Annotated in this window: 21 protein-coding genes; 13 read left to right on the plus strand and 8 right to left on the minus strand. The window is 72.4% G+C overall.

Features of this window, described 5'->3' with window-relative positions:
* The first annotated feature begins 420 nt into the window (after positions 1-420).
* The 7 genes from CIK06_RS06370 to yicI all read left to right on the plus strand — a co-directional run bounded on the left by CIK06_RS06370 (position 421) and on the right by yicI (position 13,576).
* Positions 421-3,405 carry a glycoside hydrolase family 3 protein gene (locus CIK06_RS06370; RefSeq protein ID WP_095564038.1) on the plus strand — a complete coding sequence of 995 codons (2,985 nt, stop codon included), beginning with the start codon at positions 421-423 and terminating at the stop codon, positions 3,403-3,405.
* Between the two features lie 128 nt (positions 3,406-3,533).
* Positions 3,534-6,638, plus strand: coding sequence for a beta-galactosidase (locus CIK06_RS06375; RefSeq protein WP_232534050.1), 3,105 nt, complete (start codon positions 3,534-3,536; stop codon positions 6,636-6,638).
* Positions 6,639-6,694: 56 nt separating this feature from the next.
* A complete protein-coding gene (locus CIK06_RS06380; RefSeq protein ID WP_095564039.1) occupies positions 6,695-7,723 on the plus strand; it encodes a LacI family DNA-binding transcriptional regulator in 1,029 nt (342 codons plus the stop codon).
* Positions 7,724-7,998: 275 nt separating this feature from the next.
* A complete protein-coding gene (locus CIK06_RS06385) occupies positions 7,999-9,300 on the plus strand; it encodes an ABC transporter substrate-binding protein (RefSeq protein ID WP_095564040.1) in 1,302 nt (433 codons plus the stop codon).
* Between the two features lie 90 nt (positions 9,301-9,390).
* Positions 9,391-10,305, plus strand: coding sequence for a carbohydrate ABC transporter permease (locus CIK06_RS06390; protein WP_095564041.1), 915 nt, complete (start codon positions 9,391-9,393; stop codon positions 10,303-10,305).
* Positions 10,302-11,153: a carbohydrate ABC transporter permease gene (locus CIK06_RS06395; protein ID WP_095564042.1), complete on the plus strand. Its 852-nt coding sequence runs from the start codon at positions 10,302-10,304 to the stop codon at positions 11,151-11,153. The genes CIK06_RS06390 and CIK06_RS06395 overlap by 4 nt, the downstream gene beginning before the upstream one ends.
* A gap of 26 nt (positions 11,154-11,179) precedes the next feature.
* The gene (gene yicI, locus CIK06_RS06400; protein WP_095564043.1) at positions 11,180-13,576 is read left to right on the plus strand and encodes an alpha-xylosidase; all 2,397 of its coding nucleotides are present in this window, start codon (positions 11,180-11,182) and stop codon (positions 13,574-13,576) included.
* Between the two features lie 360 nt (positions 13,577-13,936).
* Here the strand turns inward: yicI and CIK06_RS32320 are convergent, their stop codons facing one another.
* The 7 genes from CIK06_RS32320 to CIK06_RS06435 form a co-directional block, all read right to left on the minus strand.
* Complete coding sequence (locus CIK06_RS32320) at positions 13,937-16,357, minus strand: DUF222 domain-containing protein (RefSeq protein ID WP_369916182.1); 2,421 nt, start codon at positions 16,355-16,357, stop codon at positions 13,937-13,939.
* 225 nt (positions 16,358-16,582) lie between these two features.
* The gene (locus CIK06_RS06420) at positions 16,583-17,323 is read right to left on the minus strand and encodes a Clp protease N-terminal domain-containing protein (RefSeq protein ID WP_095564044.1); all 741 of its coding nucleotides are present in this window, start codon (positions 17,321-17,323) and stop codon (positions 16,583-16,585) included.
* 61 nt (positions 17,324-17,384) lie between these two features.
* Positions 17,385-17,534 (minus strand): hypothetical protein, encoded by a 150-nt coding sequence (locus CIK06_RS30660; protein ID WP_232534051.1) that lies wholly within the window; start codon positions 17,532-17,534, stop codon positions 17,385-17,387.
* Between the two features lie 38 nt (positions 17,535-17,572).
* Positions 17,573-18,271 carry a hypothetical protein gene (locus CIK06_RS30665; protein WP_232534052.1) on the minus strand — a complete coding sequence of 233 codons (699 nt, stop codon included), beginning with the start codon at positions 18,269-18,271 and terminating at the stop codon, positions 17,573-17,575.
* Entirely contained in the window at positions 18,220-18,981 is a 762-nt protein-coding gene (locus tag CIK06_RS30670; protein ID WP_232534053.1) for a hypothetical protein, read from the minus strand. Before CIK06_RS30670 ends, CIK06_RS30665 begins: the two co-directional genes overlap by 52 nt.
* Positions 18,978-19,892 (minus strand): ABC transporter ATP-binding protein, encoded by a 915-nt coding sequence (locus CIK06_RS06430; RefSeq protein ID WP_095564045.1) that lies wholly within the window; start codon positions 19,890-19,892, stop codon positions 18,978-18,980. The genes CIK06_RS30670 and CIK06_RS06430 overlap by 4 nt, the downstream gene beginning before the upstream one ends.
* A 45-nt stretch (positions 19,893-19,937) precedes the next feature.
* Positions 19,938-20,600 carry a TetR/AcrR family transcriptional regulator gene (locus CIK06_RS06435; protein ID WP_232534054.1) on the minus strand — a complete coding sequence of 221 codons (663 nt, stop codon included), beginning with the start codon at positions 20,598-20,600 and terminating at the stop codon, positions 19,938-19,940.
* 195 nt (positions 20,601-20,795) lie between these two features.
* Between CIK06_RS06435 and CIK06_RS30675 the strand changes: the two genes are divergently transcribed.
* Positions 20,796-21,410, plus strand: a complete 615-nt coding sequence (locus tag CIK06_RS30675; RefSeq protein WP_232534055.1) for a peptidoglycan recognition family protein — start codon at positions 20,796-20,798, stop codon at positions 21,408-21,410.
* Positions 21,407-21,925: a peptidoglycan-binding protein gene (locus tag CIK06_RS30680; RefSeq protein ID WP_232534056.1), complete on the plus strand. Its 519-nt coding sequence runs from the start codon at positions 21,407-21,409 to the stop codon at positions 21,923-21,925. Before CIK06_RS30675 ends, CIK06_RS30680 begins: the two co-directional genes overlap by 4 nt.
* A gap of 37 nt (positions 21,926-21,962) precedes the next feature.
* Here CIK06_RS30680 and CIK06_RS06445 read toward each other — a convergent pair whose 3' ends face one another.
* Positions 21,963-22,454 carry a DUF4188 domain-containing protein gene (locus tag CIK06_RS06445; protein ID WP_095567617.1) on the minus strand — a complete coding sequence of 164 codons (492 nt, stop codon included), beginning with the start codon at positions 22,452-22,454 and terminating at the stop codon, positions 21,963-21,965.
* An 89-nt stretch (positions 22,455-22,543) separates the two neighbouring features.
* Between CIK06_RS06445 and CIK06_RS06450 the strand changes: the two genes are divergently transcribed.
* The 4 genes from CIK06_RS06450 to CIK06_RS06465 all read left to right on the plus strand — a co-directional run bounded on the left by CIK06_RS06450 (position 22,544) and on the right by CIK06_RS06465 (position 26,469).
* A complete protein-coding gene (locus tag CIK06_RS06450; protein ID WP_095564046.1) occupies positions 22,544-23,206 on the plus strand; it encodes a MerR family transcriptional regulator in 663 nt (220 codons plus the stop codon).
* A 452-nt stretch (positions 23,207-23,658) separates the two neighbouring features.
* On the plus strand, positions 23,659-25,074 hold the full coding sequence (locus CIK06_RS06455; protein ID WP_232534057.1) for a ferric reductase-like transmembrane domain-containing protein: 1,416 nt from the start codon (positions 23,659-23,661) through the stop codon (positions 25,072-25,074).
* Between the two features lie 16 nt (positions 25,075-25,090).
* Complete coding sequence (locus CIK06_RS06460) at positions 25,091-25,627, plus strand: hypothetical protein (RefSeq protein WP_095564047.1); 537 nt, start codon at positions 25,091-25,093, stop codon at positions 25,625-25,627.
* Positions 25,628-25,665: 38 nt separating this feature from the next.
* The gene (locus tag CIK06_RS06465; RefSeq protein WP_095567619.1) at positions 25,666-26,469 is read left to right on the plus strand and encodes an FAD:protein FMN transferase; all 804 of its coding nucleotides are present in this window, start codon (positions 25,666-25,668) and stop codon (positions 26,467-26,469) included.
* Positions 26,470-26,476 lie beyond the last annotated feature (7 nt).

Below are 26,476 nucleotides of genomic sequence, written 5' to 3' on the forward strand. Positions count from 1 at the left end.
GCTCGCGGGCCGTCCCGTCCGCCGCGAGCCTTCGCCGGCTCGCCCGCGGCGTCCGTACCGGTCCGGCCGGGTGCTTCTTGCCGGCCTGGCGGCCCAGGGGCGTTCGGCCGGCCGTGGTATTGCCCGGGACATTGCGGCGCGTCTATAGTTGGCAGCCAAATCGAAGATCCGCGGCGGTAGCGCTGCCGCCGACAATCGAAGCGCTTCGACGGGCAAGCGGACCGCCCTGTCGAGGCCGTTGAGCTGCGACCAAACCGTCCGCGTCACCGCCCGCGCTGGCTCGACCGACGACGGAAAGACTCGTCCGACGACAGCACCGCGCGCCCGGCCGCCGTTTCCGGCCGGGCCGCGCGGCGATGCTCCGTGCCAACCCCACGGAGCGCCGGCGGTGCCCGCGGCTGCCATGAGGAGGAAACCCGCATGCGGAAAAGGCGCCTCCGGCGCGGTGTGACTGGGCTGGTGCTGGCCCTGCTGGTCCTGCCAGCAGTTCCCGGCACCGCGCTCGCCGAGCCCACGTACCCGTTCCGGAACCCGGACCTGCCCCTGAACACCCGGGTCGACGACCTGCTCGGCCGGCTCACGCTGGACGAGAAGATCTCCCTGCTGCACCAGTACCAGCCGGCCATTCCCCGGCTGGGTATCGACCTGTTCAAGACCGGAACCGAGGCGCTGCACGGGGTCGCCTGGTCCACCGACATCGACAACGGCGGCGCGGTGGTGACCGCGGAGGGTACGTCCTTCCCGCAGCCCGTCGGCATGGCCAGCACCTGGGACACCGACCTCATCCAGCGGGTCGGCTCGGCGGTGGGTGACGAGGCGCGCGGCTACCACGCGGTGAACCCCCGGGTCTGGGGCCTCAACCTGTGGGCGCCCGTGGTCAACCTGCTGCGCGACCCGCGCTGGGGCCGCAACGAGGAGGGCTACTCCGAGGACCCGACCCTGACCGGCGCGATCTCCACGGCGTACGGCTCGGGGATGACCGGCGACGACCCCGACCACCTGAAGGCGGCGCCGACCCTCAAGCACTACCTGGCCTACAACAACGAGGTCCTGCGCGACGTGACCTCGTCCAACGTGCCGCCCCGGGTGCTCAACGAGTACGACCGGGCCGCCTTCAAGCCGGCCATCTCGGCCGACGCCGCGACCGGCGTGATGGCCTCGTACAACCTGGTCAACGGCCGCCCGGCCACCGTCGACCCGGACCTGGCCACCGTGGTACGGAGCTGGACCGACCGGCCGCTGATGAACGTCACCGACGCCTGGGCGCCGAACAACCTCACCGCCTCGCAGGCCTACTACGCCACCCAGGCCGAGGCGAACGCCGCGATCATCAAGTCCGGCACCAACAGCTTCACCACCGACGACACGAACGCCGAGCCCACCACCACGGCGGTGCGGGAGGCGCTCAACCAGGGGCTGCTCACCGAGCAGGACATCGACGCCCGGCTGCGGGAGACGCTCAACCTGCGGATCCGGCTCGGCGAGTTCGACCCCGGCGGCGGCCCGTACGGCGGGATCACCCCCGACGTGATCAACAGCCCGGAGCACCAGCAGCTGGCCCGGCAGGCCGCCGACGAGGCCATGGTGCTGCTGAAGAACTCCCGCAACGCCCTGCCGCTGAACGCCGACCGGACCCGCAGCGTGGCCGTGCTCGGCCCGCTGGGCGACACCCTCTACTCCGACTGGTACGGCGGGTTCCTGCCGTACCAGGTCACGGCGCTGGACGGGATCCGGGAGCGGCTCGGCGGGTCGGCCTCGGTGACCGGGGTGGACGGCGCGGACCGGATCGCGCTGAAGGACAACGCCACCGGCCGGTACGTCACGGCCACCGGCACCACCGACGCCGACACGGTCACCGCCACGGGCGAGTCGGCCACCCCGGCCGCCCAGTTCGACAGCGTCGACTGGGGACAGGGCGTGCTCACCCTGCGCAACGTGGAGAACGGTCGCTACCTGGGCTACAACTGGGGTCCGTTCATCACCCGCGACGACCAGCCGAACGGCTGGTTCGTGCAGCAGCAGTTCAAGCTCGAGGCGCAGGACGACGGCAGCTACGTGCTGCACTACGCCGGCTACGAGTCGACCGAGAGCTGGTTCGGCCCCAACACGTACATCACGGTCGGCGACGACGGCGCGCTCACCCTGGGCGCGGCCAACGCCGCCAACGCGGCGCACTTCAGCCGCGAGGTGATCAGCAGCGGGATCGACAGGGCCGTGGCCGCGGCCAAGGCCGCGGACACCGCGGTGCTGGTGGTCGGCAGCAACCCGTTCATCAACGGCCGGGAGGCGCACGACCGCACCACGATGGCGCTCGGAGCCAGCCAGGAGGCGCTGGTCAAGGCCGTGACGAAGGCCAACCCGCACACCGTGCTGGTGCTCCAGACCAGCTACCCGGACACCATCACCTGGGAGCAGGAGCACGTCCCGGCGATCGTCTGGACCACGCACGCCGGCGCCGAGACCGGGCACGCCATCGCCGACGTGCTGTTCGGCGACCACAACCCGTCGGGCAAGCTGACCCAGACGTGGTACCGGTCGGACGAGCAGTTGCCCTCGGACCTGCTGGACTACGACATCATCTCGTCCCGGCAGACCTACCTGTACAGCCACGCCAAGCCGCTGTACGCGTTCGGCCACGGCCTGTCCTACACCCGGTTCCGCTACGGCAACCTGCGCACGAACACCCACTCGGTCGGCGCCGACGGCACCATCACGGCCACCGTCGACGTCACCAACACCGGCTCCCGGGCCGGCGCCGAGGTCGTGCAGCTCTACACCCACCAGCGCACCTCCCGGGACGCCACGGCGATCCGGGCGCTGCGGACCTTCCAGCGGGTCGACCTCGCGCCCGGCCAGACCCGCCGGGTGACGCTGCGGGTGCCGGTGGCCGACCTCGCGCACTGGGACGTCACCCGGTCCCGCTGGGTGGTCGAGGACTCGACGTACGACCTGATGGTCGGGTCGTCCTCGACGGACATCCGGCAGCGGGCAGCGGTGCGGGTGCACGGCGAGACCATCCCGCCGCGCGACCTGTCCCGGCCGACCCGGGCGGAGAACTTCGACCGGTACGCCGGGGTGTCGCTTGTCGACCAGAGCAAGGCCGCCGGCACCGCGGTCGGGGCCGGCGAGGCCGGCCAGTGGGTCTCCTACGCCCACGCCGACCTGCGCCGGGGCGCCGGCACGTTCACCGCGAAGGTCGCCCGCGCGGCGGCCGGTGACGGCACGATCGAGGTCCGGCTCGGCTCGCCGACCGGACGCCTGCTCGGTACGGCCACCGTGCCCAGCACCGGTGACAAGTACACGTACGCCACCACCAGTGCCACGCTGGCCCGCAGCGGTGGGATCCAGGACGTGTACCTGGTGTTCGGTTCCGCGTTGCGGCTGTCGGAGTTCTCGATCCGGTAAGCCGCGTTCCGGCCCCACCGCCGACCGCCCGGCGGTGGGGCCGGAACGCATCCGTTCCGCTCGACCCCGGCCGGATGCGTACCTCCCGGCCGGGCGAACGCCCCGTCGCCACCTGGAGGTCGCCCGCCATGCGTGTCCGCCGCACCCTCGCCGCCCTGATCGCGTTCGGCGTCGCCGCGACCGGTCCGATGGGACCACCGGGTACGGCGGGCGCCGCACCGGTGCCGGCCGACCCGGCGGCGGCCACCGCGCCGGACGCCGCAGGACCCACCGGGCCGGAGGCCGTGCCGGACGCCGTGCCGGGCGCCGGCGGCCTGCCGGTGGCCGGTCACCGGCACGAGGTGACCTACGACCGGTACTCGCTGAAGCTGGACGGGCGGCGCATCCTGGTGCAGTCGGCCGAGTTCCACTACTTCCGGCTGCCCAGCCCGGACCTGTGGCGGGACATCCTGGAGAAGGAGAAGGCGGCCGGCTTCAACGCGATCTCCGTCTACTTCGACTGGGCGTACCATTCGCCCAGGGCCGGCGTGTACGACTTCACCGGCGTGCGGGACGTGGACCGGCTGCTGCGCGAGGCCGAGCGGGTCGGGCTCTGGGTGATCGCCCGACCCGGCCCGTACATCAACGCCGAGACCACCGGCGGCGGCTTCCCGGCCTGGCTCAAGCAGGTCCCGGGCCGCGCCCGTAGCAGCGATCCCGGCTACACGGCCGCGTACCGGGACTGGCTCGCGCACATCGACCCGATCATCGCCCGGCACCAGGTGACCCGCGGCGGCTCGGTGCTGCTCTACAACGTCGAGAACGAGTACGCGGTGAACACCGACCCCGCGTACATGCAGGACCTCCAGGACACCGCCCGGTCGCACGGCGTCGATGTGCCGATCACCACGAACGTCTGCTGTGACGCCGCGGACTGGGTGTCGACCTGGGGAGCCGGCCCCGGCGCCGTGCAGATCCCCGGCGTCGACGACTACCCGCAGTCGTTCGACTGCGGCCACGCCGACGAGGTGTGGGGGCCGTGGGGTGAGGGGGTCACCGAACGGATCCGGGACGACGCGCCGGTGTTCGCCGCCGAGTACCAGGCCGGCGCCATCGACCTCGACAACGCCGGCTACGCCGCGTGCCGCGAGCTGACCGGGCCGGCGTACATGCGCTTCTTCCACAAGAACAACACGATCACCAGCGGCGCCACCGCGTTCAGCTACTACATGGGCTTCGGCGGCACCAACTGGGGCTGGCTGGGCCAGCCCAACGACGTCTACACCTCGTACGACTACGGCGCCGCGATCACCGAGGGCCGGCAGCTCACCGCCAAGTACGACGAGTTCAAGCGGCAGGGCTACTTCCTGCGTACGCTCACCCCGCTGACCAGGACCGACCCGGCGGCCGGCCCGGCGGTGGACAACGCCGCGCTGAGCACCGCGGCGCGGGTCAACCCGGACACGCACACCCAGTTCGTGCTGCTGCGCCACGCCGACGCCGCGGCGGACACCGACGACGCCGGCACCCTGGACTGGGCCACGCCGGACGGGCGCTACCGGGTGCCGGTACGGCTCACCGGCCGGGACGCCAAGATCCTCGTCGCCGGCTACGACCTGGGCGGGCAGCGGCTGGTGCTGTCCAGCTCGGAGATCATGACGCAGGTCGCGGCCGGTGGTCGGGACGTCGCCCTGCTCTACGGCGACGAGGGCCGGCCCGGCACCACCGTGCTGCGGTACCGCAGCCGTCCCCGGGTGACCGTGCTGGCCGGCGACGTCGCCGCGACCTACGACCCGGACCGCGGTGACCTGCGGCTGGACTACACGCACCGGGGGCTGGCCCGGGTGCTGGTCACCGGCGGCGGCCGCCGGCCGCTGACGCTGCTGCTCGGCACCCCGGACACGGCCGCCGCGTTCTGGCAGGTGGACACCGCCTCCGGCCCGTTGCTGGTCCGCGGCACCTCGCTGGTGCGGTCGGCCACCGCCGGCGCCGGCGCCGTGCAGCTGCGCGCCGACACCGGCGCCGCCGGCGAGGTCGAGGTCTTCGGCCCGGCCCGCCGGCTCACCGTCAACGGCCAGCCCGTGCCGGTACGCGCCACCCGCAGCGGCTCGGTGCAGGGCCGGCTGCCCGGCCCGGCCCCGGTGTCGCTGCCGGCCCTGGACGGCTGGCGGACCCGGACCGGTGCGCCCGAGGCGGCGGCCGACTTCGACGACTCGGACTGGACGGTGGCCGACCACACCAGCACGCTCAGCCCGATCCCGCCGGTGACGCTGCCGGTGCTCTACTCCGACGACTACGGCTACCACAGCGGCAGCGTCTGGTACCGCGGCCACTTCACCGCCACCGGCGAGGAGACCGAGGTCAAACTGAACGCCGTCACCGGCCGGCGCGGCAACTACCTGGTCTGGGTGAACGGCCGCTACCTCGGCGCGGCGGCCGGCGGCACCCAGGCCGACGCCGGCCCGCCGGCCAACCCGGATCCGGGGCCGGGCACCTTCGCACTGCCCGCCGGCCTGCTGCGGCCGGGCACCCCGGCCACCATCGCCGTGCTGGTGCAGAACATGGGCCAGAACGACGACTGGACGGCCGAGGAGATCCGGTTCCGCCAGCCGCGCGGCCTGGTCGGCGCCGCCGTCACGAGCGGCACCGGCGACAGCGGCACCGGCAGCGGCACCGGCAGTGGCAGTGGCAGCGGCACCGCGATCCGGTGGCGGATCCAGGGCGCGGCCGGCGGCGAGGACCTGACCGACCCGGTCCGCGGCCCGCTGAACACCGGTGGCCTGTACGGGGAGCGCACCGGCTGGACGCTGCCCGGTTACCCGGACCGGTCCTGGCCGCCGGCCGGCACTCCCGGCGGCGTGCTGGCCGGTGCCCCGGTCTCCACCGGGGTCAACTGGTTCCGCACCTCCTTCCGGCTGGATCTGCCGCGGCACCAGGACAGCTCGGTCGCGCTGCGGTTCGGCGCCGCGCCGCCGGCCGGGTACCGGGTGCTGCTGTACCTCAACGGCTGGAACCTCGGGCAGTACGGCGCGGACATCGGCCCGCAGACCGACTTCGTGCTGCCGGCCGGGCTGCTGCGCGAGCACGGCGGCAACACCCTCGCCCTCGCGGTCGTCGCCGACCAGCCCGGCCGCATGCCCCCGCCAGCCTGGTCGTACTCGGCGCGCAGCGCGGCGGGGTGCCGGTCGGCGACGTACCCGCTCCGGGGTTCTGACCTCGGGCCGGACCCGATTCGCGGACCCGGTCGCCGGTAGGATCTGATGATCCGGCGACCGGTCCGCGCCGGGGTGACCATTCGACGGGAGGGCCGATGGCGACGATCAGCGATGTCGCCCGGGCCGCCGGTGTGTCGGCCAGCACCGTCTCGTACGTGCTCAGCGGTCGCCGCCCGATCTCGGCGGAGACCCGGGCCAGGGTCCAGGCCGCCATCGCCGAACTGCGGTACCACCCGCACGCCGGCGCCCGGGCGTTGGCCAGCAGCCGGACCAGCGTGCTGGCCCTGGTGGTGCCGCTGCGGCTGGATGTCAACGTGCCGGTGATCATGCAGTTCGTGACCGCCGTCGTGACCGCGGCCCGGGCACACAACCACGACGTGCTGCTGCTGACCAAGGACGAGGGCACCGCCGGGCTGGAGCGGGTGGCCGGGGCCACCATGGTCGACGCACTGATCGTGATGGACGTCGAGCGCCGGGACCTGCGGATCCCCGCGCTGCGCCGGTTGCGGCAGCCGTCCGTGCTGATCGGCCTGCCGGAGGATCCGGCCGGCACCGCCTGCGTCGACCTCGACTTCGACGCCGCCGGCCGGGAGTGCCTGCGGCACCTGGCCGGGCACGGGCACCGGCGGGTCGCCCTGGTCGGTCCGACGCCGGTGGTCTACGCCCGGCACACCAGCTACGCCGACCGGTTCCTGGTCGGCTTCCAGGCGGCCGCCGCGGAGTTGGGCGTGCAGGCGGTGACCCGGGCCTGCGAGCCGGGCGGCGACGGCGTACGGGCCTGTCTGGCCGCCATCGACGCCGAGCTGGCCGGCGTGACGGCGCTGGTGGTGCACAACGAGGAGGCCCTGCTGCCGCTGCTGGACGAGTTGCGGATGCGGGGCCGGCGGATCCCGACGGACATCTCGGTGGTGGCGGTCTGCCCGCGGGACGTGGCGGTCGGCCTGCCGGTGCCGCTGACCTCGGTCGACATTCCCGCCCACGAGGTCGGCACGTTGGCCGTCGAGATGGCCATGGGGCTGCTGGACGGGCAGGGCACGTCGGCGACCCGGCTGCTCCCGCCGACGCTTGTCGAACGGGAGAGCTGCGGGGCGCCGGCGGTGCCGCGCAACCGGCGCCGCCGGTGAGCCGCCGCTGAGCCGCGGATCCGCCCGTGCCCGCGGATCCGCCCGTGCCCGCGGATCCGCCCGTGCCCGCGGATCCAGTCGACGCCCGCGGATCCGCGGATTCGTAACGGGGCATACCGCCCGTACGATTTGAATCCGCGCGTTCGCTGACTGCTGGACCAGGACGGACCGTTGACATCCAGGGGGCTCGTTCCTTAGCGTCTGCCAAGGCAAACGTCGAAGCGCTTCGACGATGGCACCCCGACATCCAGGCCCGAGCCTGCTGGGAGGACCGCATGGTCAGATCACGAGCCAGCATGGCCGCGGGTGCGCTGCTGCTGGCGGCATCTCTCGCGGTGAGCGCGTGTGGCAGTTCCGACGACGAGGGCAGCGATGCCAAGACCCTGACGCTGTGGCACTACGAGGGCCCCAACAGCGCCATGGGGATCGCCTGGAACGAGGCGATCAACCAGTTCAAGTCCAGCCACCCCGGGGTGGAGGTCAAGTTCGAGGAGAAGAGCTTCGAACAGATCCAGCAGAACGCTGGCATGATCCTCAACTCGGACAGCGCCCCGGACGTGATGGAGTACAACAAGGGCAACGCCACCGCCGGCCTGCTGTCCAAGCAGGGGCTGCTGACCGACCTGTCCGACCAGGCCAGCAAGCGCGGCTGGGACAAGGCGCTCAGCCCGAGCCTGCAGACCACCGCCCGGTACGGCCCGGACGGCATCATGGGCAGCGGCAAGTTCTACGGCGTGCCCAACTACGGCGAATACGTGATGGTCTACTACAACAAGGACCTGTTCGACAAGCACAAGGTCCAGGTGCCGACGACGTTCGCCGAGTTCGAGACCGTGCTGGACACGTTCGTCAAGGACGGCGTCACGCCGATCTCGGTGGGCGGCGCGGAGTACCCGGCCCAGCAGATCTTCTACGAGCTGGCGCTCTCCAAGGCCGACCGGGGCTTCGTCGACAACTACCAGCTCTACAAGAACAAGGTGGACTTCCACGGCCCCGAGCTGAGCTTCGGCGCGCAGACCTTCGCGGACTGGGTGAAGAAGGGCTACCTGGACAAGAACTCGGCAAGCATCAAGGCCGAGGACATGGGCGTGGCCTTCGAGCAGGGCAAGTTCCCCATCATGATCTCCGGTAGCTGGTGGTACGGCCGGTTCACCAAGGAGATCAACAAATTCCAGTGGGGCACCTTCCTGTTCCCCGGCAACAAGCTGCACCCGGGCTCCAGCGGCAACCTCTGGGTGGTGCCGGCCAAGGCCAAGGCCAAGAGCCTGGCGTACGACTTCATCGACATCACGATGAAGCCGGACGTGCAGAACCTGCTGGGCAACAACGGCGGCATCCCGGTGGCGGCCGACACCAGCAAGATCGAGGACGCGAAGAACAAGGAACTGATCGACAACTTCGCCTCGATCTCGTCCAGTGACGGCCTGGCCTTCTACCCGGACTGGCCGGCCCCCGGCTACTACGACGTACTGGTCGGCGGGGTGCAGGGGCTGATCAACGGCTCGAAGTCCCCGGACGCGATGCTCGACGAGATCGCCAAGCCGTACGAGGACAACCTGGCCGACATCGGCAAGTGAGCCCGCGGTGTGCCTGGCGTCCGACGGACGCCGGGCACACCGGTGGGACGGGCACACCGGTGGGACGGGCGGACGGCGAGAGGCGGGTGGATGACAGGCGGGGGCGGGTCCCGGCGCGGCGGGTACGTGGTGTTCCTGATCCCCGGGGTGGTGGCCGCGGTCGCGGTGATCGTGGTGCCGCTGGTGATGACCATCGGGATCAGCTTCACCCGGTGGACCGGAATCGGCAGCCCCGAGTGGGTCGGGCTGGACAACTACACCCGGCTGTTCGCCGACGCGAACTTCTGGGCCTCGTTCGGGCACATCCTGGCGCTGATCGTGGCGATGGCGGTGATACCGACGCTGCTCGGCCTGATTCTCGCCGCGGTGCTGTTCGACTACGTGGCGCCGGCGTTCAGTAACCGCTGGGCCAGCGCCTTCCGGTCGGGGTTCTACCTGCCGCAGGTGCTGCCCGTCGCGGTGACCGGCATCGTCTGGGGCTGGATCCTGCACCCCAGCTACGGGGCGCTGAACCGGATCCTCGACTCCGCCGGGCTGCACGGGCTGGCCCGCAACTGGCTCGGCGACCCGAAGTACGCGCTGCCCAGCGTGATGGCCGTGATGGTCTGGGTGCAACTGGGCTATCCGGTGGTGATGTTCATGGCCGGCCTGCAACGCATCGACCCGGAGCTCTACGAGGCGGCGTCGCTGGACGGCGCCGGCTGGTGGCAGCGGTTCCGCCGGATCACCGTGCACCTGATCCGACCCGAGTTCTACGTGGTCCTGGTGACCACGACGATCGCCGCGCTGAAGATCTTCGGTCAGATCTTCGTGCTCACCCGCGGCGGCCCGAGCAACGCGACCCTGGTGCCGTCCTACTTCGCGTACAAGAACTTCTTCGAGAAGTTCAACGTCGGGTACGGCTCGGCCATCTCCACCGTGCTCACGGTGCTCATCGTCGGCCTGGCGATCGTGTTCCTCCGGTTGCAGGACCGGGACCAGCGTTCCGGAACGGGGCAACGATGACCGCACTCCCCACCGTCCGGCAGCGCCGTCGCCGCCCGGCCCGGTTCCTGGTACTGGCCCTGCTGCTGGTGGCCGTGCTGCTGGTGATCGCCCCGATGCTGGTGGTGGCGCTGAACGCGGTCAAGAGCCCGGCCGACTACGCCAGCAACGGACCGCTCGCCCTGCCCCGGTCGCTCCACCTGTCCGGCATCGTGGACTTCTGGCACCGGGTCGACTTCACCCGCAAGCTGCTCAACAGCCTGGTGATCAGCCTGACCGTGGCGGTCCTCGGCGTCGGGCTGTCCGTGCTCAACGCGTACGCCCTGGGCATCGGCCGGATCCGCGGCCGGATCTGGTTCCTGGTCTTCTTCCTGGTGGCAAACCTGCTGCCGCAGGAGGTGCTGGCCTACCCGCTCTACTACATCTCCAAGAGCCTGCACCTGTACGACAGCCTGACCGCCGTCATCATCATCTTCACGGTGATCCAGAGCGCGTTCGGCACCTACCTGCTGGCGTCGGTGTACCTGGAGTTCCCCACCGAACTGCTCGACGCCGCCGCGGTCGACGGTGCCGGCAGGTGGCGCACGCTGTGGCAGGTCGTGGTCCCGGTGAGCCGACCCACCCTCGCCGTGCTGTTCACCTTCTTCTTCGTGTGGACCTGGAACGAGTTCTTCCTGCCGCTGATCTTCCTGGTCTCCAAGGACACCCAGACCGTTCCGGTGGCACTCGGGGTGTTGCAGGGCGACCGGCAGATGGACGCCACCACCACCAGTGCCTCCGCGCTGATCGGCATCCTGCCCGCGTTGATCTTCTTCCTGATCTTCCAGCGCACGCTGACCCGTGGCATCGCCGCGGGCGCCATCAAGTAGTCCGCCGATCCAGCGAAGGATGGTCGATGAAGTTCACCGACGGGTACTGGCGTAAGCGCGACGGTCTCACGGTGCTGCACCCGGTGCAGATGGTCGACGCGTCGGCGGACGCCCACTCGCTCACCGTGTACGCCGCCGCCCGCCCGGTACGCAGCCGGGAGCACACGCTCGACGCCCCGATCATCACGGTGAGCTGCACCTCCCCGATGCCGGACGTCATCCGGGTGACCATCGGCCACTTCCTCGGCGAACGGCCCCGCCAGCCGAGCTTCCAGATCGCCGACGATCCGGACACCCCGGTCGAGGCCGCGGTCGACGAGGCCGGCGCGACGTTCACCTCCGGCGCGCTCACCGCCCGGTTCTCCGGCGACGACGGCTGGCGGCTGGACTTCGTGGCCGACGGCCGGGTGCTCACCGGCAGCGGCCGCAAGGGCATGGGCATCGTCGACGTGACGGCCGGGCCGGAGCCGTACGACCGGGCCGCCGGACACGGCGCCGACGCCGTCGTGGGACGGGACGGCCCCGACCCGTACGGCGCGCGCCACTACGTGCACGAACAGCTCGACCTGGGCGTCGGCGAGGCCGTCTACGGACTGGGGGAGCGGTTCGGGCCGCTGGTGAAGAACGGCCAGTCCGTGGACATCTGGAACGAGGACGGCGGCACCTGCAGCGAGCAGGCGTACAAGAACGTGCCGTTCTACCTGACCAACCGGGGCTACGGCGTACTGGTCGACCACCCCGGCCGGGTCTCCTTCGAGGTGGCCTCGGAGGTGGTGTCCCGTACCCAGTTCAGCGTCGCCGGGCAGACCCTGTCCTATCTGGTCATCTACGGTCGCACCCCGCTGGAGGTGCTGCGCCGGTACACCGCGCTCACCGGCCGGCCGGCGCTGCCGCCGTCGTGGTCCTTCGGGCTCTGGCTCACCACCTCCTTCACCACTCCGTACGACGAGGAGACGGTGACCAAGTTCGTGGCCGGCATGGCCGAGCGCGACCTGCCGTTGAGCGTCTTCCACTTCGACACGTTCTGGATGAAGGAATTCCACTGGTGCGACTTCGAGTGGAACAGCGAGATCTTTCCTGACCCACCCGGCATGCTCGCCCGGCTGGCCGACCGCGGCCTGCGGATCTCACTCTGGATCAACCCGTACATCGCCCAGCGGTCCGCCATGTTCGCCGAGGGGGCGGCCGCCGGCTACCTGCTGCGTCGGCCCGACGGCGACGTCTGGCAGTGGGACCGCTGGCAGGCCGGCATGGCCCTGGTCGACTTCACCAACCCGGACGCCCGGGCCTGGTACGCGGCGAAGCTGCGGGCGCTGCTGGAGATGGGCGTCGACTGCTTCAAGTCCGACTTCGGGGAGCGCATCCCGCTGGATGTCGAATACTTCGACGGCTCCGATCCGGAACGCATGCACAACTACTACACGCACCTGTACAACGAGACCGTCTTCGAGACGCTGCGCGACTACCGGGGCGAACACGAGGCCGTGCTCTACGCCCGCTCGGCCACCGTCGGCGGCCAGCAGTTCCCCGTGCACTGGGGCGGGGACAACTCCGCCACCTTCGAGTCGATGGCCGAGACGCTGCGCGGCGGGCTGTCCCTGGCGGCCTGCGGATTCGGCTTCTGGAGCCACGACATCGGCGGCTTCGAGGGCCGGCCCGACCCGGCGGTGTTCAAGCGCTGGATCGCGTTCGGGCTGCTCTCCTCGCACAGCCGGCTGCACGGCAACCAGACCTACCGGGTGCCGTGGCTGTTCGACGACGAGGCCGTCGACGTCCTTCGACAGTTCACCCGCCTCAAGTGCCGGCTGATGCCGTACCTGTTCGGCGCGGCCGTCCAGTCCCACCGGGCCGGCGCCCCGATGCTGCGGCCCATGGCGATGGCCTTCCCGGACGACCCGGCCTGCGTGTACCTGGACCGGCAGTACATGCTCGGCGACGACCTGATGGTCGCCCCGGTCTTCAGCGCCGACGGCGACACGTCGTACTACGTGCCCGCCGGCCGGTGGACCAGGTTCCTGGACGGCAGCACCGTCGAGGGTCCCGGCTGGGTCCGCGAGACGCACGGGTTCGACAGCGTGCCGCTGCTGGTCCGCCCCGGGGCGGCGCTGGCCCTGGGCGCCCGGGAGGACCGGCCGGACTACGACTACGCGGACGGGGTCACCCTGCGGCTGTACGGTGTGCCCGACGGCACCCGCACCGTCACCGTGCCGGCGGCCGACGGCACGGACGCCGCCACCTTCGAGGTACGCCGGGAGGGCGCGACCATCCGCGTGCAGCGGCGCGGCGAGCCGGCGCCCTGGCGCGTACTTGTGGTCGGCGAACGCGCCGCGGCGCCGGCCGACGGCGTCAGCTCCACCGGCTCGGGCGTCCTGGTCGAGCCGCCCGCCGGCGCCGCGAGCTGCGAGATCCGGTTGGCCGGCTGACCCCGGAGAAGCTCGTACGCCGAGGCTCCGCTCCGGCTCGGGGATTCGCGCCTGCCGCGGGTCGGCCCTGGGCCGGGGTTGGTCCCGAACTTGCGGTTAGCCTCGGGCCGGGGTTGGCTCCGCGTCCGGCTCGAGCCTGGACCGGCGGTTGGGTCGGGCGTCGGGGTCGGTCTTCGGCTGGCGGTTGGCTCGGGTCGGGGTCGGCTCTGGGTCGGGGTCGGTCTTCGGCTGGCGGGTTGCTCGGGTCGGGGTCGGCTCCGCGTCGGGGTGGGTCCTGGGCTGGCGGTTGGTGCCGGGCCGAGGGTTGACGCCGGGTCGGGGTGACGGCCGGCCGGGTGCCGGTGCCCGCCGCTCGGGCCGTCAGGCTCGTCGGTGGTAGCGGTTGCGGCGGGGGCGTTGCTCCGGATCGATCCAGGCGGGTGGGACGAATTCGGGGTGACCGTCCGCGGCGATGCGGACGGTCCAGTCGTCCTGGTGGATGACCCGGTGATGGTGGCGGCAGAGCAGGACGGCGTTGTGGAGCGCGGTGGCGCCGCCGTCGGCCCAGTGTTGGATGTGGTGGCCGTCGCACCACCGCGGTGGGCGGTCGCAGCCGGGAAAGGCGCAACCGCGGTCGCGCAGGACCAGGGCGCGGCGCAGTGGTCCGGTGAACAGGCGGCGTTGCCGGCCGAGGTCGAGGACCTGGCCCTGGCTGCCGAGTACGGCCGGGAGAATGGCCGCATCGCAGGCCAGCCGCCGGACGGTCGCGGGAGTCAGCCGCAGATCGTTGTCCAGCCTGCCGGGTCCGAGTCGGCCCCGACCCTGGCGGCCGTGGTCCCGGTCCCGGGCTTGCCACTGGTCCCGGTCCGGACCCCGACTGTGGCGGTCCCGGCCCGGGGCCCGGTCCCGGCCCGGGTCTTGGTCCCGGCCCGGGTCTTGCTGCTGGTCCGCCGTGGCGCAGCCGTGGTCGAGCCTGGGGGACCGTTGCACGGTCGCGGCAGCGTCTTGGACGGCCAGAGCATCCTGGGCGGGCGCCGTGGCCTCGTGGACGGGCGTGGCGGGGGCGCGATCGGTGCTGGCAGGCCGCTGGTCGGTCGTGGGCGAGCCGCGCTGGGTCCCGAGGGTGCTCGGGTCGGCCGGCGGAGAGCTTTGGGGTGTCGGGGGTCCGCCCGACACGGCGGTTTCGGTTGGCGTTTCGGTTGGCGCGCCTCGCGGTCGCTGCCAGCGGCCGGTGGCGGTGCCGGTGGTGCCCGCGGTGCCGTTGCGGATGCGAGGAACGGGCCGTTCGGGCCGACGTTGGCCGCTACCGGCCGCGGGAGCCCGCCCGGTCCGGCCTGGTTGCCCACAGTTGTGCGCCGCACGCTGGGGTGGGCGCGGCCCGCACCCGCCGCGCTCGTGCGTGGTGCGCCGGAGCCGGCCGATCCCGGACTGGGTACGCCTCGCGGCGCCGCGCTCGGCCGGCATGCGCTCGGTTCGGCGGCGCTCGGCCGGCGTGTGTTCGGTTGGGCGGCGCTCGGCCGGCGTGGACTCGATCGAGCCCTGCTCGGCTGGTGTGGGCTCGGTCGGGCCGCGCTCGGCTGGTGCGGGCTCGGGTGAAGGGCGCGCGATTGAGCTGCGGGTGCCGGACGTGGCGCCGGGTTGGCGTGCGGCCGGGAGACCGACGGCGGTCAACCGGGCGGTCAGGGCCGCGTACTCGGTGGTGACGACGATCTGGGCCGGCTCGCCACCGTTGTCGGGCAGTTCGCCGGTACGCAGTGCGAGGCGGCAGATGTCGCCCAGCGCGTCGTGCCGGCGTTGCCCCGATGTGCGGTCGTCGCCCAGCCCGGCGGGACGGGTCAGCGGGTCGAGCGCCGCCAGCAGGGTGGCGCTGGTCTCGGAGTCGAGAAGGCCGCGCAGCCGCATCCGCCCGTCGTCGGTCGCCGACAGCGTCAGGTGCCGGCGGCGCTGAGCCTCGTCGTCCGCCCTCCGCAGGGCCGCACGGTCGGCCTCCTCGGCCGCATCGGGGGCGACATGCCAGAGGATCCGGTCGGCGAGGGCGCGCAACGCCCTCGGCTCGAAGCGCCGGGCATCGGCCAACAGGGTGTACAGGGCCTTGTCGGCCGTGTCCGGCCCGGCCTCCTTACGAACGCTCTCGACGGCGCCGGCGATGATGCGCGCCTGCTCCAGGTTGACCCTGCCGGTGGCGAGCGCCTCGCGCAGCACCGGACCGGCCGCCGCGGTGCCGCAGCCGGCGGCCGCGCTCAATCCCGGGGCGCCGGCACGGTCCGCACCGCCCGCGCCGCCGGCACCGCCCGCGCCTGGACCTGGGCCGGTGGTGACGGCGCCGTCCAACCCGGTCCGACCGGCGGCATCCGGCAGCGCATCGGCGGGAGACGGGGCGCCGGCCGCGCCGATCCCAGTGCCGGGCTCGACCGAGGCGTAGGTGCGGGTGCCGGACGGGTCGCCGGTGGTGCCCGGGTCGTCGGTGGTGCCGGACGGGTCGCCGGTGGTGCCCGGATCGTCGGTGGTGCCCGGGTCGTCGGCGGCGTCCAGCCAGCCGGCGTCGGCCACCAGCCGCCGCGCCGACTGGATCGACACCCGTAGCCGGTCTCGTAGCCACCCGGCCGTCGAGGTGGCGCCCTGGGCGCGGGCCAGCCCTCGACCGTCCACCTCGCGCACCAGGACACGCTCCAGCACCGCGAGCCGCTGGCCCAGCCGGTGTGCCTCGTCCAGCGCCTCGACGAGGGCCTCCTCGGGCAGTGCCCAGGCCGGCGCGGCCAGGCAGGCCGTGACCGCCCTGTCCACCCGCGCCAACCCGTCCATCACGATCCATACGTTGGCACGGCCGTATGACACTTTCCGCCCGCGGTGCGCGGCCGGGTCCGCCCGCTCCGATGGTGGTCGTTCCGGCCTCGCAACCCGACGCCGCGCGTCCGAGTCAACCGGCATCGCGCCCGGACGGCATCGCGCCCGGACGGCACTGCGCCCGGACCGTGCCGCGCCGGGACGGGCAGCGGGACGGCTCGCTGCGCCGGGACGGCGTACCGCTCACTCCTGCTGGAAGGAGATGGCGATCTTCGAGATGGCGGCGCTGATCGTGGCCTCGGCCGCCGCCTTGTCGATGCCGAGCCCGGACAGCGGGCCGGTGCCGTTCTCCTGTTCCAGGAGAGCGAGCAGGAGATGCTCGGTGCCGATGTAGTTGTGCCCCAGCCGCAGCGCCTCGCGGTAGGTGAGTTGCATCGTCTTGCGGGCCTGGTCGTCGTACGGGATCAGCTCGGGCACCTGGTCGGCGGCCGGCGGCAACGCCGCGGTGGCGGCCTCCCGGACGGCCTCCAGCGAGACGCCCTGGGCGGTGATGGCGTGCGCCGCGACGGCCTCCGGCTCGGCCATCAGGCCCAGGACCAGGTGCTCGGGTCGGACTTCGGGGTTGCGGGCCGTCCTGGCGGCATCGTGGGCGGCCATCGCCACGTTGCGGGCTCGCGGGGTGAACCGGCTGAAGCCCTGGCTGGGATCCAGATCCGTGCCCTCGCCGGGTGCCTTCGGGACGAAGCGCTTCTGCGCCGCCTGCTTGGTCACCCCCATGCTGCGGCCGATCTCGGTCCAGGATGCGCCGGACCGCCGGGCCTGGTCCACGAAGTGTCCGATCAGGTGGTCGGCGACATCGCCGAGGTGGTCGGCGGCGATCACGGCGTCGGAGAGCTGGTCGAGCACGTCGGGGTGCGCGCGTTTGATGCCCTCGATCAGGTCGTCGAGGCGGATGGAGACGGTCGGTGGGGTCGGTTCGGTCATGCCGTCAACTCTAGGTTGACGACATGACTCCGTCAACCTTGGGTTGACGATGTTCGGGACGTCAGCCCACCGGAATGTCGCGGCGGCGCAACCCGAGCAGGCCGGCGGCGCCGAGCAGCGCCGCGACCGCCAGCAGCCAGATCAGCGGTACGACCGACCAGTGCGCGCCGGGGAGCCGCGGTACGTGCGTGAACGGGGAGACGTCCAGCACCCGCTGGTCCAGTTGGAGCGCGCTGCCGACCAGGCCGATCAGCAGGCACGCGGTGAGCGCGCCCCAGGCGACCGGGGCCAGCCGGGGGCGAAGCCGAACAGCGCCACAGCGATCGCCACCAGCACCCAGACCGCCGGCAACTGCACCAGGGCGCCGGCGAGCACCCGGGGCAGCATCCGGTCGATGCCGTCACCGACGGCGCCGGCCGTGAGCCCGGTCGCCACCCCCGCGGCGGCCAGCACGACGGCCGGGCCGAGCAGCGAGAACAACAGGTGGCTGGCGGCCCAGCCGAGCCGGCCGACGGCCGTGCCGAGCAGCGGTTCGGCGCGCCCGCCGGCCTCCTCGGCGCGCATCCGGAGGGTCGCCTGGATGGCGTACCCGGCGGCGATCAGGCCGAGAAGGTTCATCGTCGAGGCCAGGTACGCGTCGACCAGCCCGCTCGCGCCACCCAGCCGCGCGAAAATCTGCTCCAGGTCGCTGTTTCCGCTCACCATGTCCTGAACGCTCTTGGTGACGCTGCCGAAGACCAGTCCGAGCAGGACGAAACCCGTGGTCCAGGAGACCAGCAGGCTGCGGTGCAGCCGCCAGGCCAGCCCGAGCGGCGAGCCCAGTCCGGCCGGCGCCCCCGCCCGGCCGAGCCGGTCCGGCAGCAGCCCGGCGCCCACGTCCCGGCGACCGGAGAGGGTCACGGCCACCGCGCAGAACAGCGCGGTGATCGCGGCCGCGACGGCGAGCACCCACCAGCGCTCCCCGCCGAACGGGTTGATCCGCTGGGCCAGACCCAGCGGCGACACCCACGAGAGCCAGGACAGCGAACCCCCGCGAGGCCGCTCAGATCGCCGACCACCCGGAGCACGTACGCGATGCCGAGCGCGATGATCGCGACACCCCGGGCTCCGCCGGCGCCGGGGGTGAGCTGCGCGGCCACCGCGCCGACCGCGGCGAAGACGCAGCCGGCGATCGCGAACTCCAGGCCGAGGGCCAGCCCGCCGGCCGCCGGTACGCCCTGGCCGGCCATCGTGACGGCGACGACGAGCGCCAGTACGAGGTTGGCGACACAGGTGGTGACGAGCGCCGCGGCGAGGCCGGCGTGCCGACCCACCACCGTGGAGCCGATCAGCTCGCGCCGACCGCTCTCCTCCTCGGTGCGGGTGTGCCGGATGACGGTGAGCAGGCTGAACAGGGCGACCACCACGGGGATGAAGCCGGCCCGCCAGGAGGCCAGCTCGCCGAGGCTCGGCCCGGTCAGCCGGCCGTACAGGGACACGAACGCGGAGCTGTTCATGCTGCTGTCGGCGTAGCGTTGCAGGTCCGCCGCGGTCGGGAAGAGGCTGCGGAACGACGTCACGTAGGTCATCGGCAGCAGCCCGATGACGATCACCCACAGCGGCAGCAGCCACCGGTCCCGGCGCAGGATCAGCCGGATCAGCCGGCCGGTGCCGGTCATGGCGCCACCTCCGCCGGCCGTTCCCCGCTGCGGTCGTAGTGCCGCAGGAACAGTTCCTCCAGCGTGGGCGGCTGGCTGACCAGGCTGCGTACGCCGACCTGGGTGAGCCGGCGCAGCGCGTCGTCCAGCGCGTCGGCGTCGACGTCGAACGACACCCGGCCGTGCTGTTCCCGCAGGTCGTGCACGCCGGCGAGGTCGGCCAGCCCGTCCACCGGACCGGCCAGGTCGGCCTGGATGGTGGTCCGGGTCAGGTGCCGCAGCTGCGTCAGGGAGCCGGTCTCCACCGCCCGGCCGTCGCGGATGATGGTGAGCCGGTCGCAGAGCGCCTCGACCTCGGACAGGATGTGACTGGACAGCAGCACGGTCCGGTCGCCGCGTTGCAGATCCTCCCGGATCACCTGGCGGAACACGTCCTCCATCAGCGGATCCAGGCCGGAGGTCGGTTCGTCCAGCAGCAGCAGTTCGACGTCGGAGGCGAACGCGGCCACCAGCGCCACCTTCTGCCGGTTGCCCTTGGAGTAGGTCCGGCCCTTCTTCCGCGGGTCCAGGTCGAAGCGCTCCAGCAGGTCGGCCCGGCGCCGCCTGTCGAGCCCGCCGCGCAGCCGGCCGAGCAGGTCGATCACCTCGCCGCCGGAGAGGTTGGGCCAGAGCGTCACGTCGCCCGGCACGTACGCCAGCCGGCGGTGCAGTGCGGTGGCGTCGCTCCAGGGGTCGCCGCCCAGCAGCCGGGCCGTCCCGGAGTCGGCGCGCAGCAGCCCGAGCAGCACCCGGAGGGTCGTGCTCTTGCCGGCGCCGTTCGGGCCGAGGAAGCCGTGCACCTCTCCGGTGTGGACGCTCAGGTCGAGCCCGTCCAGGGCGCGGGTCCGCCCGAACGTCTTGACCAGGCCAGCAATACTGATCGCCGCGGTCATCGTTGGTTCCTCCCGGGAAGGTCGCGGCGCTCGCGCGCCGCCGTCTCAGGCGGCGTTCTCCGCGCCGTCGTCTTTCGCGGCCAGTTGGTCCAGGCCGGCGTGCAACTGCTCGGCCTGCTCCGGGGTCAGCAGCGGTTGGGACGTCACGTCCACCATGCCGCGCAACATCCGGACGTACCCCTGCGGGGTGTTCACGTCCACGCCGAGGATCCGGGACAGCTGGTCCTGCATGATGAACACGCCGAGCTTCATGAAGGCCAGCACGGCGGCCATCGCCTGTGGATCGCGTGACTTCGCGCCGTGGTCGAGCAGCCAGCGCTCGCCGGTCTCGACCGCCTCGTCGAGCCGTGCGGTCGCGGCGCCGGAGCCGTCCATGAGGGACCGCACGAAGTAGTTCTGCAGCAGCCGGGCGGTCGGGTGGATCGCCCCGAGGAACGTCGGATCGGCCATCCCGTCCCGGTCGAACATGTCCTTCCGGATCCGGTCGAACTGTTCGGCCACGTACGCGTCGCAGGCGTCCCGCAGTGCGGACTTGGCACCGAAGTGGTGCCGGACCAGTCCCGGGGAGACGCCGGCGGCGGCCGCGATGTCCCGGATCGTGGTGGCCTCGATGCCGCGCTCGGCGAAGAGTCGGATGGCCGCGTCCCGGATCCGTGCCCGGGCGGTGAGGTCCTCGAACGACGGGTCGCCGATCGCGCGTGCCGCCACGCGGTCCCACCTCCCTATACCAATGTGCCGTCGATTGTTCGTCCCAACAGCGGACTATACGCCTGTATAGCCGCCGGGCAAGGTCTGGTGTTCCGCGTCACGCGGCAATATCCTCCACGCAGGCGTTTGTGAACGTAGATGTTTTTCATCGCCCGGCCTCGATCCCGACCGCTCGCCCGCCTGGAGGAAACGCTCATGTCCGTTCCGTCCGAGCTTGATCGACGTACCCTGCTGCGGGCCGGCCTCGGCGGCGCGGCGCTCGCCGTGGTCGGCACCCAACTCGGCACCGCCGGTGCCGCGATGGCCGCGCCCGACGCGGACCTGTCCTGGATCATCGGCTGCGACCAGTGGGGCGCCCGCCCGCCCGCGGGCACGATCCAGATCACCGGCAACATCACCAACAAGATCATTTTGCATCACATGGCGTTCCCGAACGTCACCGACTACTCCCGGGAGCACGCCCTGCAACTCGCCCGGGACTGCCAGGACCTGCACATGGACGGCAACGGCTGGTCCGACACCGGGCAGCACTTCACGGTCAGCCGCGGCGGGTACGTCCTGGAGGGACGGCACCGCAGCCTGGAGACGCTCGCCGCCGGCGAGCACCAGGTGATCGCCGCACACTGTCCGGGGGAGAACGGCAACGCCATCGGCATCGAGAACGAGGGCACGTACATCACCGAGGCGCCGCCCGCGGCGCTGCTCGACTCGCTGGTCCGGCTCTGCGTCACCGTGTGCCAGCAGTTCGGCCTGCATGCGCACGACATCTTCGGGCACTGGGACTTCCGCGAGACCGAGTGCCCGGGGTGACCTTCTACCGGCAGTTCCCCGACCTGCGCCGGCGGATCGCCGCCGAACTCGGCACCCCGACGGGGGACATCCCGGCCCGGCGCTGGCCGGACATCTGGCAGTTCGTGGGCGGCCCGGTGGTCGAGGTCGCGCAGTACCTGCTGGCCTTCCGCGGGTACGCCGTACCGATCAGCGGCGTCTTCGACGCCGCCACCGTCGCGGCGGTGCAGTCCTGGCAGGCGAGCCAGGGCCTACCGGTGGACGTGGACGCCACGCTCACCGGTCCCACCTGGGAGACGCTGGCGCCGGAACTGGACAAGCACGCCTGTGGCCTGCCGGTGCAGGCGGTGCAGTACATCCTCAACCACAAGGGCTACCTGGACGTCACCGTCACCGGCGAGTACGACCACCCGACGATGAAGGCGGTGCAGGACATCCAGCGGCTGCACGGCCTCACCCCGAACGGCAAGGTCAGCACCGAGACCTGGTGCGCGATCGTCGGCGGCATCGTCCGGCAGTCGTTCCGGAAGCACTGACCTACCGCCAGCCGGGGGCCGGCAGCGGGCCAGCGCGTCACGACGACTGGCCGCTGCCGGCCTGCCGGCGTTCGGCGGCCCGCTCGCCCTTGGTGGCCACCGGCAGGTGGCGGCCGGCCGCCGCGAGCCCGAACGGGGGCATGTTCGCGTAGAGCGACTCGTACGCGCCGGCGCGTACCTCGAACGTCTCGTGCCAGATCCCGACGTCGCCGTCGGTGCCCACGCGGCGGTTGAACGCCCGCCAGGCCGGGCGGTGCGGCAGCGAGGTGTCCCGGGCGAAGCGGTCCAGGTGCTCGACACTGCGCCAGTACTGCACCAGCATCGGGCCGTGGATCCCGAGGAAGGTGTGCGAGCCGAGCATGCCGAGGTCCCGGTTGCGGTACAGGGTGCGCAGCATCGGGAGCATCGCCTTGGCCACCGGGATCCACTTGTGCAGCTTCCACGGCTTGTTCACGCGCATGCCGATCAGGAAGACGACGAAGTCGCCCGACAGATCCGCGGTCATCCGGCCCTTGGTGACGGGTGCCATCACACACTCCAAAGATAGATAGTGGCGCTATCCGCTATCGGATAGTGATACTATCCATGGCGACGTCGGAGTTGGCAAGGGGAAATCTCATGCGGATCGGCGAACTCAGCCGGCAGAGCCAGGTGAGCGTGGCGACCATCAAGTACTACCTGCGTGAGGGGCTGCTGCCGGCCGGCGTGGCCAGCGCGGCCAACCAGGCCGACTACACCGAGGAACACCTGCGGCGGCTGCGGCTGATCCGCGCCCTGATCGGGGTGGGTGGCCTGCCGGTGGCCCGGGCCCGCGAGGTGCTGGCCGCCGTCGACGCCCGCGAGGTTGCCCCGCACCACCTGCTCGGCATGGCCCAGTACGCCATCGCGCCGCCGGTCGACGCGGCGGCCGAGGACCCGGACCGCCGGCGGGCCCGCGCCGAGGTGCTGGAACTGGTACGCCGGCACGGCTGGCAGGTGGACCCGGAGGCCGGCGGCATCGACCGGGTGGCGGAGGCGGTGTCCGCGCTCCGCGCGCTCGGCCAGGACGACCTGCTCGAACTGCTCGACACGTACGCCGAGGCGGCCGCCGCGGTCGCGCGGCGCGAGCTGGCCGTGGTGGTGGCCCGCCGGGACCCGGCCGCCATGGTCGAGGGCGTGGTCATCGGTACGGTGCTCGGCGAGGCGTTGCTGACCGGCCTGCGACTGCTCGCCGAGCAGGACGCCTCGGCCCGCCGGCTCGGCGCGGCGCCGGGCGCCGACGGCGGGAAACCACCCGGGTGACGGCGCGGTGACCCACCGCCGGGTCCGCTTATCCGGCAGCCAAGTCACCCTTAATTGTCGGCAAAGACGGTGTACCCGTCTGGTGTTATGCGCAGGATGACCGGTACACCTGTCCCGTGGATCGGGACCTGGCGACGCAGGAGCCGTTGTCCGACTGGGTGAGCGACCTGCGCGCTGATCCCGGTGCGGAGACGGACGGGTCTTCCGGGCGGGGGTCCGGGCGGGGGCGCGGCGGTTACCACTGGGCCGAGCCGGCCGCGGAACCCCGCCGTCCGACCGCGGAACCCCGCCGTCCGACCCCGGAGCCCCGCCGCCCGGCAGCCGAACCCCGCCGTACCCCGGAGCCGGTGACCGACCGGCCGCGGCGGCCGAAGCCGGCCCTCGGACGCGATGCCGCCCGCTGGCAGGAACCGTCGGCCGGCCCCGGCCGACCGACCGACCGGGGCGCGGGCGTGGCCACCGAACCGCGCGGCGCCGACCGGACGTACCGGGTCAAGGACGCCTACCGGCCGCGGAGCGCGCAGCACCGCGAGATCGACGTCCCGGACGTGTACGACCACAGCGGTCGCCTGCTGTTCACCATCGTGTTCTGGTGCGCGCTGGCCACCAGCGTCGAACTGTGGTGGCTGAACACACCCACCGGCTCGATCCGCAGCGTCGCCGACATCCTGGTGGCCGGCGGCCGGCTCACCGGCCTGGTCGGTGGCTTCCTGCTGCTGACCCAGGTGCTGCTGATGAGCCGGGTGCGCTGGCTGGAACGGTGGATCGGCGCCCACTCGCTGCTGATCTGGCACCGCGAGCTGGGCGGCGCACTGCTGTTCATGATCCTCGGCCACGTCGCGCTGATCGTGGTCGGCTACAGCCGGATCGCCGCCCAGCCGCTGTTGCCGACCGCCTGGTCGATGATCACGACGTACGAGGACATGGTCAGCGCCACGCTGGCCACCGGGATCCTGATCGGGATCAGCCTGCTGGCGATCCGGTCGGTGCGCCGGCGCCTGCCGTACGAGTTCTGGTACTTCCTGCATCTGACCAGCTACCTCATTCTGCTGCTCGGCTACGGCCACCAGTTCGCCACCGGACGGGAGCTGTCCCGCGGCGGATTCGGGACGTGGTACTGGGCCGGCCTGTACGCCTTCGTGGTGCTCTGCCTGATCTGGGGACGGATCGTCGCCCCGGCCTGGTTCAACCTGCGGCACCGGCTGCGGGTGGCCCGGGTCACCGCCGAGGGGCCGGACATGATCTCGGTGTACATCTCGGGGCGCCGGCTGGACGGGCTGGACGCGCGGGCCGGGCAGTACTTCCGGTGGCGCTTCCTCACCCTCGGCTGCTGGTGGCAGGCGCACCCGTTCTCGCTCTCGGCCGCACCGAACGAGCACTTCCTCAGGCTGACCATCAAGGTGGTCGGCGACCACACCGAGCGGCTGCGGGGGCTGCGGCCCGGCGTGCGGATCTTCGCCGAGGGGCCGTCCGGGGTGTTCACCGCCGAACGCCGGCGCCGGCCCCGGGCGCTGCTCATCGCCGGGGGCAGCGGCATCGCCCCGATCCGCGCCCTGCTGGAGGAGCTACCGGCGCAGACCGTGGTGATCTACCGTGCCCGCAACGAGGACGAACTGCTGTTCCGGGAGGAGCTGGACTGGCTCGCCCGGGAGCGGGAGGCGCAGGTGTGGTACGTGCTCGGCTCCCGGGACGACGCCGGGCCGCGTTACCTCTTCACCCCCAAGGGCATGCGCGAACTGGTCGACGACATCCGGCACCGGGACGTCTTCCTGTGCGGGCCGTCCGGGCTGGTCAACACCTCGGTCCGGACCCTGCGCCGGCTCCGGGTGCCGCGCCGCCAGATTCACCTCGACCCGTTCGAATTCTGACCCCGGAGGTTCCCCCGTGCGTCGCGCAGTCTTCGCCCTGCTCGGCACCACCATCGGCACGTCGCTGTTGATCGGCGCCAAACTCGGCCAGCCGGCCCAGGGCGAGGCGCAGCTCACGGTCGACACCGCGGGCGCGGCCGGCGCGGACAGCCCGTCCGGGTCGCCCACCGGCGACGGGTCCGCGGCACCGGCCGGGACGCCGACGGCCAAGGCGTCGCCGACCCGGGCGGGCGGGAAAACCGCCACACCGGCCGGGCCGAAACCGGCCGGCCTGCGCAACGGTACGTACACCGGCGCGCCGGTAACCCACGAGTACGGCACGATCCGGGTGACCATCACCGTCGCCGGCGGGGTGGTGACCAAGGCCAGCGCCAGCTACCCGACCGACGACCCCACCACCAGGGCGGTCAACGAGGGCGCCGTGCCGACGCTGAACTCCCGCGCCGTGGCCGCGAAGACGACCTCCACCATCTCCACCGTCGGCGGCGCCACGCTGACCAGCGGCGCGTACAAGTCGTCCCTCCAGTCGGCGCTGGACAAGGCGAAGGCCTGATCGTGGCCGCCCGCGGCCTGCGCCGGGTCGAGCAGATCATGGGTACGGCGATCAGCATCCAGCTCAGCGACCCGCTGCCGACCGAGCGCCTGGCGGAGCTGGCCGAGCGGACGTTCGACTGGCTGCGGGAGGTGGACCGGCGCTTCAGCACGTACCGGGAGGACAGCGAGGTCAACCGGTTCCACCGGGGCGAGCTGGGCATCGACGAGTGCTCGCCGGACCTGCGGCACGTGCTCGACGCCTGCGCCGACCTGTGGCGCGGCACCGACGGGTACTTCGACGCGTACGCGACCGGCCGGTTCGACCCGTCCGGGTACGTGAAGGGCTGGTCGGTGCAGGTCGCCTCGGACCGGCTGCTCGCCGCCGGCAGCTCGGCGCACTGGATCAACGCGGGCGGTGACATCCGGGCCCGGGGCGGTCCGCGGCCGGGTGAGCCGTGGCGGATCGGCATCCGGCACCCGGTCGAGGGCGACCGGGTGGCGTGGGTGCTGGAGGTGACCGACCTGGCGATCGCCACCTCGGGGACGTACGAGCGCGGCCGGCACGTGATCGACCCGCGCCGGGGCGTACCGGCCAGCGGACTCGGATCGGTCACCGTGACCGGCCCGGACCTGGGGATCGCCGACGCGTACGCCACGGCCGGGCTGGCGATGGGCGCCGGCGGGCTGGGCTGGCTGGCCGGTCTGCCGGCCGGCTACGAGGCCGGCGTGATCACCGACGAGCTGAGCGGCTTCAGCTCGGCCGGCCTGCCGGTGGCCGACGACGCCTCCGCCGACGATCCCTCCGCCGAGGACGGCCCCGCCGACGACGGCCCCGCAGACGACCGCGGCGCCGGGTCCTGACCGGCTC

This window comes from Plantactinospora sp. KBS50 (assembly GCF_002285795.1).
Lineage (GTDB): Bacteria > Actinomycetota > Actinomycetes > Mycobacteriales > Micromonosporaceae > KBS50.